Source organism: Bacillus sp. BC08 (assembly GCF_054326875.1).
The window spans coordinates 1-13,312 of sequence record NZ_JBTGPA010000024.1 but is presented as its reverse complement, the minus strand read 5'-3'; the positions used below and the strand labels follow the sequence as shown (position 1 = coordinate 13,312).

General features: G+C 38.7%; 12 protein-coding genes. 10 read left to right on the top strand and 2 right to left on the bottom strand.

The window, feature by feature from the left end; translation table 11 throughout:
• Positions 1 to 350: 350 nt before the first annotated feature.
• From gabP to entD, 8 genes are all read left to right on the top strand, one after another.
• Positions 351 to 1,745, top strand: a complete 1,395-nt coding sequence (gabP, locus tag ACXVYO_RS05730) for a GABA permease (RefSeq protein ID WP_458466261.1) — start codon at positions 351 to 353, stop codon at positions 1,743 to 1,745.
• A 133-nt stretch (positions 1,746 to 1,878) separates the two neighbouring features.
• The gene (locus ACXVYO_RS05725; protein WP_458466260.1) at positions 1,879 to 2,217 is read left to right on the top strand and encodes a hypothetical protein; all 339 of its coding nucleotides are present in this window, start codon (positions 1,879 to 1,881) and stop codon (positions 2,215 to 2,217) included.
• A gap of 317 nt (positions 2,218 to 2,534) precedes the next feature.
• Entirely contained in the window at positions 2,535 to 3,077 is a 543-nt protein-coding gene (locus tag ACXVYO_RS05720) for a DUF420 domain-containing protein (protein WP_000228316.1), read from the top strand.
• Positions 3,078 to 3,193: 116 nt separating this feature from the next.
• The gene (locus ACXVYO_RS05715; RefSeq protein ID WP_458466259.1) at positions 3,194 to 4,357 is read left to right on the top strand and encodes an iron-containing alcohol dehydrogenase; all 1,164 of its coding nucleotides are present in this window, start codon (positions 3,194 to 3,196) and stop codon (positions 4,355 to 4,357) included.
• A 160-nt stretch (positions 4,358 to 4,517) separates the two neighbouring features.
• Positions 4,518 to 5,270 (top strand): DeoR/GlpR family DNA-binding transcription regulator, encoded by a 753-nt coding sequence (locus tag ACXVYO_RS05710; protein WP_458466331.1) that lies wholly within the window; start codon positions 4,518 to 4,520, stop codon positions 5,268 to 5,270.
• Positions 5,267 to 6,178, top strand: a complete 912-nt coding sequence (gene pfkB, locus ACXVYO_RS05705; protein ID WP_458466258.1) for a 1-phosphofructokinase — start codon at positions 5,267 to 5,269, stop codon at positions 6,176 to 6,178. The genes ACXVYO_RS05710 and pfkB overlap by 4 nt, the downstream gene beginning before the upstream one ends.
• Before the next feature lie 13 nt (positions 6,179 to 6,191).
• The gene (locus ACXVYO_RS05700) at positions 6,192 to 8,048 is read left to right on the top strand and encodes a PTS fructose transporter subunit IIABC (RefSeq protein ID WP_458466257.1); all 1,857 of its coding nucleotides are present in this window, start codon (positions 6,192 to 6,194) and stop codon (positions 8,046 to 8,048) included.
• 348 nt (positions 8,049 to 8,396) lie between these two features.
• Entirely contained in the window at positions 8,397 to 9,329 is a 933-nt protein-coding gene (entD, locus tag ACXVYO_RS05695) for a cell wall-binding protein EntD (protein WP_458466256.1), read from the top strand.
• Between the two features lie 62 nt (positions 9,330 to 9,391).
• Here the strand turns inward: entD and ACXVYO_RS05690 are convergent, their stop codons facing one another.
• Positions 9,392 to 9,637 (bottom strand): hypothetical protein, encoded by a 246-nt coding sequence (locus ACXVYO_RS05690; protein ID WP_088122929.1) that lies wholly within the window; start codon positions 9,635 to 9,637, stop codon positions 9,392 to 9,394.
• Between the two features lie 180 nt (positions 9,638 to 9,817).
• Here ACXVYO_RS05690 and miaA point away from each other — a divergent pair, with 180 nt between their 5' ends.
• Together miaA and hfq are read left to right on the top strand one after the other, a co-directional pair.
• Entirely contained in the window at positions 9,818 to 10,771 is a 954-nt protein-coding gene (gene miaA / locus ACXVYO_RS05685; RefSeq protein ID WP_458466255.1) for a tRNA (adenosine(37)-N6)-dimethylallyltransferase MiaA, read from the top strand.
• A gap of 21 nt (positions 10,772 to 10,792) precedes the next feature.
• Positions 10,793 to 11,017: an RNA chaperone Hfq gene (gene hfq / locus ACXVYO_RS05680; protein WP_000813896.1), complete on the top strand. Its 225-nt coding sequence runs from the start codon at positions 10,793 to 10,795 to the stop codon at positions 11,015 to 11,017.
• Positions 11,018 to 11,097: 80 nt separating this feature from the next.
• Here the strand turns inward: hfq and ACXVYO_RS05675 are convergent.
• Positions 11,098 to 13,312 (bottom strand): Gly-Xaa-Xaa repeat protein (locus ACXVYO_RS05675; protein WP_458466254.1); only part of this gene is annotated, 2,215 nt, incomplete at its 5' end.

Genomic DNA, 13,312 nt, shown 5'->3' with positions numbered 1-13,312 from the left:
CTTTTGTAAGGTGACTATAATTTTCTCAATAATTGTGTATGGGAAATTATTAAACCTAATGAAATAATTTCTGAAGGCGGTCGAATTACGATTGTTAAATTCAGAATATTTTGATATATTTTAAAGTATAGGACAAGATTTTTCGCATAATACTCTTACATAAAGTGAAACTTTAATCAGTGGGGGTTTTGTTCATCCCCGCTGATTATCAGCCCTCACCAATCGGGCTTTTACGGGTAGTAGATTCCCGCCTAACTTCCTTGCTTCCACTGAAATTTGAGGTAGGGGTCTTACGGTCCGTTAATGCGTGGTAAATTTCAAAATTAAGTTTGGAAGGGGATGTACAAGAGTTGGATAAAAATCTTAAGAAAGACCTCAAAATACGCCACATTACAATGATCTCCATTGGTGGCGTAATAGGAGCTGGCTTGTTTGTTGGAAGTGGTGCGGTTGTGCATTCAGCAGGTCCAGGTTCTATCGTTTCATATGCATTAGCAGGACTTCTAGTTATTTTCGTTATGAGAATGCTAGGAGAAATGGCAGCTATTAATCCGACAAGTGGTTCATTTGCAACATATGCAAGAGAGGCAATTGGTCCATGGGCAGGTTATACAATTGGGTGGCTATATTGGTTTTTCTGGGTAATTGTTATTGCAATAGAAGCTACAGCAGGAGCTGGTATTATTCAATACTGGATTCCAGAAATCCCGCTCTGGTTATTAAGCCTAATATTAACGATTTTATTAACGTTGACGAATGTTTTTTCGGTGAAATCATTTGGAGAGTTTGAATATTGGTTTTCATTTATTAAAGTAATAAGTATTGTTTTGTTCCTTTGTCTTGGACTAGCTGTTATTTTAGGATTTGTACCAGGAACTGAAGCGCCTGGCACTTCTAATTTAGTAGGGCAAGGAGGGTTTATGCCAAATGGTATAAGTTCGGTGCTACTTGGAATCACCGTCGTTATATTTTCATTTATGGGATCTGAGATTGTTGCAGTAGCCGCTGGAGAGTCTGCCGAACCTGTAAAAGCAGTAAAAACAGCAACAAATAGTGTGATTTGGCGTATTCTCGTATTTTTCATTGGATCGATCGCTGTAGTTGTTACACTCCTTCCGTGGAATTCAGCGAACATACTAAAAAGCCCATTTGTGGCGGTATTGGAACATATAGGGATACCAGCGGCGGCACAAATTATGAATTTTATCGTTTTAACAGCTGTACTTTCTTGTTTAAATTCGGGTTTATATACGAACTCAAGAATGCTTTTTTCAATGGCAGAAAGAGGAGATGCACCAAAGGCATTTTTGAAATTGAATAGTAGTGGTGTTCCAGTTCGGGCAGTTTTATTTGGAACTTTCTTTGCTTACATTGGAGTTGTTTTTAGTTACATATCTCCAGATAAAGTATTTTTATTTTTAGTGAATGCATCTGGCGGGATTGCGTTACTCGTTTATCTCGTTATAGCAGTTTCACATTTCAAGATACGTAAAAAAATGGGGGAAGCAGAACAACAAAATTTGAAAGTGAAAATGTGGCTGTTTCCATATGTAACATATGTTACAATTGCTGCGATTATAGCAGTTTTAGTTGCAATGCTCGCAATTGAATCTTTACGTTCACAGGCACTATTAACGATGCTTGTTACTGTTCTTATAATAATTTCGTATTTTATTTTTAATAGAAATAAAAATAGTACAGTGTTGAATTCTAAAAGTAAAAATGAGGAATCTGTTCGATTCTAATTTCTTGTTTTAGAAGAGAGTTACACCCAATCATTGCTATAAAAGAATCATATATAATCATAGAAACAAGTAATTACTATTGTCATAGTGAGTATAAACTTTTTTCTTGACTTTTTAAACGAAGGCGAGCAAAATGGTAAAAAAGGAAGGGGGGATGACAATGGAAGAGTACGTATTAGAGCTATATAATCTGTTATATACGACAGAATGGCAAGATATTGTTTCGTTTCTAGGAATAATGTTTTGTATGAAAATTGTAATTGTATATATGGAAGAGCAAGGTATGTTCTATTCCTTCTCATCCCCGTTCGATGTGCAGCGCGAGCCGTTGCCAAACTATGCCAAGGTAAATTACGAACAAATTCCTTTTGTTATATTCTTTATGATTCGATTTATAACAGCAATTGTAAAGAAAAAGGAAAGTGACGATGAAGAGTACCACTCCACTTGTAATATAGCGACTGCTTTTTAAGCTAAATACAAGGAGGAGATTTATATGTGGTTTCGATTTCTTATGATTGGTTTCTTTTCATTAACAGCAATTTCTTTAATGGGATATCAAGTGTCTGAAATTTTTCAAGCATATAGCAATACGTTTTTCAACAAAAACTAATTACATTGCTATTTAAATAATAAAGCGATAAAATCCTTCTTAAGAAGTTTTATTAAGAAGGATTTTTTTCTTTGCTCTGTCTTACTGTGTCAAACTATTGTCACATTTACACTGTGAATAATATGTTAAAATAGTGAGGTTACGTATACATAATTGAAGGAAGAGGAGTGACCATTTTGGTGGATCAATCAACTAATCAGAAAAGCTATGCTCCTATTGTGATAACGCTTTCTGTAATTGTAAATGCGATTATTTTATTTTTGTTTTTTGGACCTGTTGGCTATGAAGGAGAAGTACATTTTGATGTAACAATTTTACCAATGTTAAATGCAATTTTTAATAGCTTTACGTTTGTATTCTTATTAGCAGCTTTATACTCTATTATTAAGAAAAATGTGAAAATGCACCGCGGTTTCATCCTGGCAGCATTTACAACGACGTTGCTATTTTGTGTTTCTTATTTATCGTATCATTACTTGGCGCCGGCAACACATTTTGGTGGAGAAGGATTCATTAAATATGTGTACTTCATTATTTTAATTACACATATTATCCTTGCAGCAATTATTGTACCACTTGCATTGTTTGCACTTGTATTTGGTTTTACAAATCAATTAACACGTCATCGTAAAATTGTACGTTGGACGATGCCGATTTGGTTATATGTAAGTTTATCTGGTGTTATTGTTTACTTAATGATCTCACCTTATTACCAATAAAAAATCTCAGCCTGTAGGCTGGGATTTTTTTGTTAGGCAAATATTTTTGTGAAATGAAAAAAATATGGTATACAAAAGTATAGTTGCTTTTCATATAGAAGGGATGGTAAAGGAATATGCAAAATTTTGTATTTCGTAATCCAACGAAACTTATTTTTGGTAAAGGGCAGTTAGAACAGTTGAAAACTGAAATTCCACAGTTCGGTAAAAAAGTTCTTCTCGTATACGGGGGAGGCAGTATTAAAAGAAACGGTATTTATGATAATGTAATTTCTATTTTAAAAGATATAAATGCAGAAGTATTTGAATTGACAGGCGTTGAACCGAATCCTCGTGTATCAACTGTAAAGAAAGGGATTCAAATTTGTAAAGATAATGGCGTTGAATTCATATTAGCAGTTGGCGGAGGCAGTGTAATCGACTGTACGAAAGCAATTGCTGCTGGTAGCAAATATGATGGAGATGTGTGGGATATTGTAACGAAAAAAGCATTTGCTAGTGAGGCAGTACCATTTGGTACGGTACTTACGCTTGCGGCAACAGGATCTGAAATGAATGCGGGTTCTGTCATTACAAACTGGGAAACGAATGAAAAATATGGCTGGGGTAGCCCGGTTACTTTTCCGCAGTTTTCGATTTTAGATCCAGTCCATACTGCGTCTGTACCGAGAGATCAAACAATTTACGGTATGGTAGATGTTATGTCTCACGTATTAGAGCAGTATTTCCATCATGGAACAAATACAGAATTACAAGATCGTTATTGTGAATCTGTTTTAAAAACAGTCATTGAAACTGCTCCTAAGCTTTTAAGTGATTTAGAAAATTATGAGCATAGAGAAACCATTTTATATTGCGGTACTATGGCGTTAAACGGCATTTTAGCGATGGGGGTTAAAGGGGACTGGGCAACTCATAATATTGAGCACGCTGTTTCTGCGGTTCATGATATACCACATGGGGGTGGCCTGGCGATTTTATTCCCGAACTGGATGAAGCATGTTGTAGATGAAAATGTAAGTCGTTTTAAACAGTTCGCTATTCGTGTATTCGATGTAGAAACGGATGGGAAGACAGATCGAGAAATTGCGTTAGAAGGAATTGAGGCGTTACGTCAATTTTGGACTTCAATTGAGGCGCCGGTAACATTAGCTGATTACGCTATTGGGGAAAATGAAATTGATTTAATGGCGGATAAAGCAATGGCTTATGGCGAATTTGGTAACTTTAAAAAATTAAATAAAGACGATGTTTTAAGCATATATAAAGCTTCTTTATAAGTGAATCAAGCAAAGAAACCCATTTGATTGTTATATCAAATGGGTTTCTTTTTTTTGCTGTTTATAACTGTTTATGATTGTTTTTGATTATTAGTGGATGTTTATGGTTGATTTTTGTGATCGTTTTCATTATACTGTAATCAAAGAAGAGGTGAATGAAATGTTAACTCCTGAACGTCATCAAATGATATTGCAACTTGTAAAAGAGCTGAAGGTTGTTAAATTACAACAATTAGTGGAAAGAACAGAAAGCTCTGAATCAACAATCCGTCGTGATTTAGCGCAATTGGAAAAACAAAGGTTATTAAAAAGAGTTCACGGTGGTGCGGCTATTTTAACAGGAAAAGGACAAGAGCCGACGATGGTTGAAAAATCGTCCAAAAACATTCAAATAAAACAACAAATTGCGAAGCATGCGGCTAGCATTGTTGAACAAGGTGATTGTATTTATTTAGATGCAGGAAGTACGACATTTGAAATGATTCCATTTTTAATAAATAAAGACGTTACTGTCGTTACAAATGGACTTATGCATATTGAAGCTTTAGTTGAAAATAATATTCGTGCATATTTACTAGGCGGAATGATGAAAAGTAGGACGAAAGCTTTAATTGGTGCTATGGCACAGGAAAGTATGCAAAAGTATCGTTTTGATAAATGTTTTTTAGGCGCGAATGGTGTACATGAACAGCTTGGTTTTACAACGCCAGATCCAGAAGAGGCGCTTTTGAAACAAATGGCATTAACATTAGCGAACGAAGGATATTTCTTAATTGATGAAAGTAAGTTTTCGGAAGTTGCGTTTGCGAAAATTGCCAATGTTGAAGAGGCAAATATTATTACAAACCATTTAGAAATTGATTTAGAAAAATATAAAAGACAAACCAATGTAATTGAGGCTGATAAACAATGATCTATACAGTTACTTTAAATCCATCTATTGATTATGTAGTACAAGTTAATTCCTTTGATTTAGGCGCAGTAAATCGAGCAGAGAAAGATATGAAGTTTCCTGGAGGAAAAGGGATTAATGTTTCTCGCGTTCTCCATCGTTTAGGTGTGGAAAATGTAGCCCTTGGATTTACTGGTGGATTTACCGGTCGATTCATTAAAGATGTATTACAGGCGGAAGGTGTAACAACAAACTTCGTCCAAGTAGACGGAGATTCCCGAATTAATGTGAAAATAAAAGGGCAAGAAGAGACAGAATTAAATGGGCAAGGTCCTAATGTGACAAATGAGCAATTTGAACAATTAATGAAACAAATTGAAAGTATGAAGCAGGGAGATTGCGTTGTACTAGCTGGGAGTGTACCGGCGTCTATCTCAACTACTTTTTATGAATCAATCGCAGCGCTTGGAGCTGAAAAAGGTATTCGCGTAGTAGTTGATGCGAGTGGAAGTGCGCTGCAGCATGTAATTAAAAATAAACCATTTTTAATAAAGCCTAATCATCATGAACTTGGTGAGTTATTTGGTGTAGATATTTCCACAGTAGAAGCTATTTTACCGTATGGAAGAAAATTAATTGAACAAGGTGTAGAGCATGTGATCGTATCGATGGCTGGAGATGGAGCTTTATTATTTACGGCAGAAGGAATATATGAAGCAACTGTTCCAAAGGGTGTTGTAATTAATTCGGTTGGGGCTGGAGATTCTCTCGTTGCAGGATTTGTAGGGAAATATGAACAGACAAAAGATATTGAAAAGGCATTTCAATATGGCGTTGCAACAGGCAGTGCAACAGCATTTTCAGCTGATTTATGTGAAAAGGAAAAAGTAGAAGAATTATTGTCGCAAGTAATTGTAACTAAGCGATAGGGGGAAGCAACATATGAAAATTACAGAACTATTAAAAAGGGATACAGTTATTATGAATTTGACAGCTTCAAATAAAGAAGCTGTCATAGATGAATTAGTTGAGAAATTAGACGGCGCAAATCGTTTAAATAGTAAAGCGGAATTTAAAGAAGCTATTTTAAAGAGGGAGTCACAAAGTACGACTGGAATAGGGGAAGGGATTGCAATCCCTCATGCGAAAACAAAAGCTGTTAAGCAACCGGCGATTTGTTTTGGTAGAAGTGTAAGCGGTATCAACTATGAATCGCTTGACGGACAGCCAGCGCATTTATTCTTTATGATTGCTGCGAGCGAAGGGGCGAATAATACTCATTTAGAAACGTTATCACGCCTATCTACAGTATTAATGGATGAAGGATTTCGTAAGCAATTATTAGAAGCAAAGGATGAAGAGGAACTTCTTCGTTTATTTGATGAAAAAGAGAATGAAAAAGAAGAAGAGGTTGAAGTTACAAAACCAGAAGGAAATGAACCGTACGTATTAGCGGTTACGGCTTGCCCAACTGGAATCGCTCACACGTATATGGCAGCGGATAGCTTGAAAGCAAAAGCAGCAGAGCTAGGTATAGCAATTAAAGTTGAAACGAATGGATCAACAGGCATAAAAAACGGTTTAACGAAAGAAGATATTGAACGCGCAACGGCTATAATTGTTGCGGCAGATAAACAAGTAGAAATGAACCGTTTTGCTGGGAAACATGTCATTCAAGTGCCAGTCGCTGATGGGATTAGAAAAACGGAAGCGCTTCTTAATCGAGCTGTAAAACAAGATGCGCCAATCTTTAAAGGAATAAAGGAAGATGGGAAGACAGAAAGTACAGAGAAAGAAAAAGGATTAGGAATTTATAAGCACTTAATGAGCGGTGTAAGTAATATGCTTCCATTCGTTGTTGGTGGCGGAATTTTAATCGCATTAGCATTTATGTTCGGTGGAATTAAGGCGGAAGGTCCTGTTGCTGAAATATTAATGAATATTGGCGGTGGAGAAAAAGGAGCCTTTTTATTCCTTGTACCAATTTTAGCTGGATTTATTGCAAGTTCTATTGCTGATAGACCTGGTTTTATGCCTGGTGTTGTAGGTGGATTTTTAGCAGCACAAGCAAATGCGGGCTTTTTAGGTGGATTAATTGCTGGTTTCTTAGCTGGATATGTTGTTGTTGGCTTGAAAAAATTATTTTCTAGTTTACCAGCGCAGTTAGAAGGTATTAAACCAGTCTTGATTTATCCGGTATTAGGGTTATTAATTACAGGTGTTATCATGTTAAAAGTGGTTAATCCACCTGTAGTTGCGTTAAATGAAATGTTAACGAGTTGGTTAAATAGTTTAGGTGGTACAAATGCTATACTATTAGGTTTAATTTTAGGTGGTATGATGGCAATTGATATGGGGGGACCAATTAATAAAGCAGCATTTACATTTGGTATCGCTGCAATCTCAGCAGGGAACTTTGGTGTTCACTCAGCAGTTATGGCTGGTGGTATGGTACCGCCGTTAGCAATTGCATTCGCAACTACCGTCTTTAAATCAAAGTTTACTGAAGCAGAACGTAAATCTGGTTTAACAAATTATATTATGGGGGCGTCGTTTATTACAGAAGGTGCGATTCCATTTGCAGCTGCAGATCCGGTTCGAGTAATAGTAAGTTGTGTTGTTGGTTCAAGTATTGCAGGTGCATTATCTATGTTATTCCAAATTACATTACCAGCACCGCATGGTGGATTGTTTGTTATCGCATTAGTAAATAAACCGGTGTTATATATTTTCTCGATATTGATAGGGACAGTTGTCTCAGCTCTTATGATGGGGATTTGGAAAAAGAAAGTGAAATAACATATGAAAAGGGAGGAGCTTTTATTAGCTGCTCCTTTTTATTACAAAAAAGAAGGTTAATAATTGGAGAATGATGGATTTTGGTAAAAGATGTAATGAAATATGAATTTTTTGTAACAAAAAAGTAATACTGTAATTTTTTCTGGAAAAAAATTCTGGTGCTTGTATGTGGAAAATATATGAAAACTATTGGGAATTCTATTGTAAATGGAATTCATTAATATGGAAATTTATGTTACAACTCATTAATCGTATATTACGAATGGTTTGTAATTGTGTGATTTCTAAAAATCCTAAAAACCTGTTGCTATAATGAAAATACGAAAACAAAGCAAATGGAGGCTATTCATGAAAAAATTATTAGGTATAGCAACAGCAGCAGTTTTTGGTCTTGGGATTTTTGCGGGTTCTGCGAAAGCAGAAACGATTGTAACAACAGACGTATTAAATGTTAGAGAAAACCCAACTGTAGAATCAAAGCTTGTAGGTAAAATGTTAAGTGGAAATACATTAGATGTTGTAAATACAGAAAATGGATGGACAAAAATTAAATTAAATGGTCAAGAAGCGTTTGTGAGTGCTGAGTTTACAAAAAGTACATATTATGTAACAGCGGGCGTGCTAAATGTTCGTGCTGGAGCGAATACAGACTCTGAAATTCTTGGTAAACTTAATAAAAATGATGTAATTGAAACGCCAAATCAAGTTCAAAATGAATGGTTACAATTTGACTATAATGGAAAAACAGGATATGTTCACGTGCCATTTTTAACAGGGACGGCACCTGTGATTGAAAAGAAAGAAGTTGTAACGCAAGAAGAAGCGCCGGAAAAAGTAAATACGCCGGTTAAAAATAATAAAGCAGTTAAGAATAAAGAGTCTGTTAAGAATGTAGAATCAAGTAAACCTGTGGTAAAACAGCAGCCAACTACGAAACAAGTTGCGAAATCTACTCAAACAAGTGCACCTGCTGGTGGACGTGAAATAACAGTAGAAGCGACAGCGTATACAGCGCATCCAAGTGAGAATGGTACGTATGGTGGTCGTGTATTAACTGCAATGGGGCATGATTTAACAGCAAATCCAAATATGAAAGTCATTGCTGTTGATCCTAAAGTAATTCCACTTGGATCAAAAGTATGGGTAGAAGGATATGGAGAAGCAATTGCTGGAGATACAGGTGGCGCGATTAAAGGAAATCGTATTGATGTTTTAGTTGGTTCAGATGGTAGTGCTGATAACTGGGGGCGCAAATCTGTAAAAGTGAAAGTTATAGAATAGTATATATGTATGAATAGGAAAGGCGGTTGCTTGAAAGTACGTAAGCAACCGCCTTTTATGGATTATTGAAAAGGATAAATCGTTTTACCTGTAATAATTTTATATGCACTGCAAAATTGATTTTGAATATATTCTGTATTTTTATTTTCTGGATGTAATGTTGTTTCTTGGAGAGTAGAATGAAAAGAACGTAGCAAACAATTTAAGGCGAAGTATAATTCTTCTTGTGAGCAATTTTGTTCTTTTGTAGCAGTAGCTAAAATGAGGTCTTTTGTTAAAGATGAAAAATTAAGGGTGGATTGTTTCATAGTCAACTCATCCTCTCGAAGGTATTTTTAATCATGTATATGCGGAATTGGACAAACTATGTTTTTTTTATTTATAATTTCATGTACCGGAATGAAAGAACTTGCAATCATGCCGTTAAAATTGGTAAGATTGGATATAATCAAAAGATGGAGTACATCACATAAAGAGAGTTGAATGATATGGGAGAAGTGCAACGTGAAAAAGTTGTTGTCATCATTGGACCAACTGCTGTTGGGAAGACGAAGTTAAGTATTGATCTTGCTAAAGCGTTAAATGGTGAAATTATAAGTGGAGATTCCATGCAGATTTATCGTACGATGGATATTGGAACTGCAAAGGTGACGAAAGAAGAGATGGACGGAATTCCACATTATATGGTCGATATAAAAAATCCGGAAGAATCATTTTCTGTTGCCGAATTTCAAGAACGTGTTCGTAAGCATATTCGAGAGATTACAGAGCGTGGTAAATTGCCAATTATCGTTGGTGGAACTGGGCTGTATATACAATCTGTTTTATTCGATTATCAGTTTACGGAAGATGCTGGTGATACTATATACCGAGAACAAATGGAACAGTTAGCATTAGAACGTGGTGTGGAATATGTACATAAAAAGTTACAAGAAATAGACCCAGAAAGCGCTGAGCGTATTCATGCAAATAATGTACGCCGTGTCATTAGAGCGTTAGAAATTTTCCACACGACGGGTGAAAAAATGAGTGATCAACTTGAAAAACAAGAAAACGAGTTATTATACGATGTTTCCTTGATTGGCTTGACAATGGATCGAGAAATGCTATACGATCGCATTAACTTGCGAGTTGATATAATGATGGACCAAGGTTTATTAAAAGAAGTAGAAGGATTGTATAATAGCGGGATACGAGATTGTCAATCTATTCAAGCGATTGGGTATAAAGAGATATATGATTATTTTGAGGATCGTGTCTCTTTAGAAGAAGCGGTATCACAATTAAAGACGAATTCACGTCGTTATGCAAAGCGTCAATTAACATGGTTCCGTAATAAGATGGATGTCACATGGTTTGATGTTACAGACGGTGAAAAAACGTCAGAAATTTTACGATACATAGAAGGAAAGTTACAACTAAAGTCGAATAATAATAAGTAGAGAAAAAGAGGAGGATTCGACATGAAGCAATCAATCAATATTCAAGATCAGTTTTTAAATCAACTCCGTAAAGAAAATACGTTTGTTACGCTGTACTTATTAAATGGTTTCCAGCTTCGTGGATTAATTAAAGGATTTGATAATTTTACAGTCCTACTGGAAACAGAAGGTAAGCAACAGCTTATTTATAAACATGCAATTTCTACATTTGTACCACAAAAAAATGTTTCAATTGAATTAGAGTAGTAATGAATTATTGTACATAACAAAAAAAGAGCGAGTTTCTCGCTCTTTTTTTATTTGCCATAAACAATAGATCGTGGAATTTAAGCGATTCTAAATACAGTAAGACGAATGTTAGTGTTGCCTGTTGCAGGGATCGTAATCTCGTTAAGAGTAGATTGGACAGAAATGTTTGCGCCAGCTCTTAACGTTTCGATTGTAGTAAATGAAAGTGAGTCGCCTATTAGATTTGAAGAGAAGTTGTCAGTAGCGACTGCTCCATTAATTGAAATGCCTACTCCAAGAGGAGCACATCCTGGCGCAGTTGTAGAAATAGATACGCTAATTACATAAATACCACCGTTGATAACTGTAACTGTATCTGTGCCATTAAAGATAATATTGTTTACGTTAATTGCAGTACTGAAAATAAAGTTATTAAATTGCAGTACTGTTTGTTGAATGTTGTTTGTTACAACAATTGTTGCTACAGGAAAGCTAGGTCCAGTAGGTCCGGTAACTCCTATACCAGTAGCGCCGGTAGCACCAGTAGCACCCGTTGGTCCTTGACCACCTTGAGGTCCAGTGGCGCCGGTAGCACCCGTGTTACCTTGAACACCTTGAGGTCCAGTAGCGCCAGTAGCACCTGTGTTACCTTGAGCACCCTGAGGTCCAGTGGCACCTGTATTACCTTGAGGTCCCTGAGGTCCAGTAGGTCCAGGAGGCCCACCAGAAGGTCCAGTAGGTCCGGTAACTCCTATACCAGTAGCGCCGGTAGCACCAGTAGCACCCGTTGATCCTTGAACACCTTGAGGTCCAGTAGCGCCAGTAGCACCCGTGTTACCCTGAACACCTTGAGGCCCAGTAGCGCCCGTGTTACCTTGAACACCCTGAGGTCCGGTGGCGCCGGTAGCACCCGTGTTACCTTGAGCGCCTTGAGGTCCAGTAGCGCCAGTAGCACCTGTATTACCTTGAACACCCTGAGGTCCAGTAGCGCCCGTGGCACCCGTGTTACCTTGAACACCTTGAGGTCCAGTAGCGCCAGTAGCACCCGTGTTACCTTGAACACCTTGAGGTCCAGTAGCACCTGTGTTACCTTGAGCACCCTGAGGTCCAGTGGCACCTGTATTACCTTGAGGTCCCTGAGGTCCAGTAGGTCCGGGAGGCCCACCAGAAGGTCCAGTAGGTCCGGTAACTCCTATACCAGTAGCGCCGGTAGCACCAGTAGCCCCTGTGTTACCTTGAACACCCTGAGGTCCAGTAGCGCCGGTAGCACCTGTATTACCTTGAACACCCTGAGGTCCAGTAGCGCCCGTGGCACCCGTGTTACCTTGAACACCCTGAGGTCCAGTGGCACCAGTAGCCCCTGTATTACCTTGAACACCTTGAGGTCCAGTAGCGCCGGTAGCACCTGTATTACCTTGAACACCCTGAGGTCCAGTGGCACCAGTAGCGCCGGTAGCACCTGTGTTACCTTGAACACCTTGAGGTCCAGTGGCACCAGTAGCGCCGGTAGCACCTGTGTTACCTTGAACACCTTGAGGTCCAGTGGCACCAGTAGCCCCTGTGTTACCTTGAACACCCTGAGGTCCAGTAGCACCCGTGTTACCTTGAGCACCCTGAGGCCCAGTAGCGCCGGTAGCACCAGTAGCGCCCGTGTTGCCTTGGACACCTTGAGGTCCAGTAGCGCCCGTGTTGCCTTGGACACCTTGAGGTCCAGTGGCACCAGTAGCGCCCGTGTTACCTTGAGCGCCTTGAGGTCCAGTAGCACCTGTGTTACCTTGAACACCCTGAGGTCCAGTAGCGCCCGTGTTACCTTGAGCACCTTGAGGTCCAGTAGCGCCCGTGGCACCCGTGTTACCTTGAGCGCCTTGAGGTCCAGTAGCACCGGTAGCACCAGTAGCACCAGTAGCACCTGTATTACCTTGAACACCCTGAGGCCCAGTAGCGCCGGTAGCACCAGTAGCACCTGTATTACCTTGAACACCCTGAGGTCCAGTAGCCCCCGTGTTACCTTGAGCACCCTGAGGTCCAGTGGCACCTGTGTTACCTTGAACACCTTGAGGTCCAGTGGCACCAGTAGCACCCGTGTTACCTTGAGCACCTTGAGGTCCAGTGGCACCAGTAGCACCAGTAGCGCCCGTGTTACCTTGAGCACCCTGAGGTCCAGTGGCACCGGTAGCACCTGTATTACCTTGAACACCCTGAGGTCCAGTGGCACCTGTGTTACCTTGAACACCTTGAGGTCCAGTGGCACCAGTAGCACCCGTGTTACCTTGAGCACCTTGAGGTCCAGTGGCACCAGTAGCACCAGTAGCG

Excerpts from the sequence above, each read along its gene's own strand:
- ACXVYO_RS05725 (WP_458466260.1), top strand. The coding sequence starts at position 1,879 with ATGGTAAAAAAGGAAGGGGGGATGACAATGGAAGAGTACGTATTAGAG.
- ACXVYO_RS05715 (WP_458466259.1), top strand. The coding sequence starts at position 3,194 with ATGCAAAATTTTGTATTTCGTAATCCAACGAAACTTATTTTTGGTAAA.
- ACXVYO_RS05710 (WP_458466331.1), top strand. The coding sequence starts at position 4,518 with ATGTTAACTCCTGAACGTCATCAAATGATATTGCAACTTGTAAAAGAG.
- pfkB (WP_458466258.1), top strand. The coding sequence starts at position 5,267 with ATGATCTATACAGTTACTTTAAATCCATCTATTGATTATGTAGTACAA.
- ACXVYO_RS05700 (WP_458466257.1), top strand. The coding sequence starts at position 6,192 with ATGAAAATTACAGAACTATTAAAAAGGGATACAGTTATTATGAATTTG.
- entD (WP_458466256.1), top strand. The coding sequence starts at position 8,397 with ATGAAAAAATTATTAGGTATAGCAACAGCAGCAGTTTTTGGTCTTGGG.
- ACXVYO_RS05690 (WP_088122929.1), bottom strand. The coding sequence starts at position 9,637 with ATGAAACAATCCACCCTTAATTTTTCATCTTTAACAAAAGACCTCATT.
- miaA (WP_458466255.1), top strand. The coding sequence starts at position 9,818 with ATGGGAGAAGTGCAACGTGAAAAAGTTGTTGTCATCATTGGACCAACT.
- hfq (WP_000813896.1), top strand. The coding sequence starts at position 10,793 with ATGAAGCAATCAATCAATATTCAAGATCAGTTTTTAAATCAACTCCGT.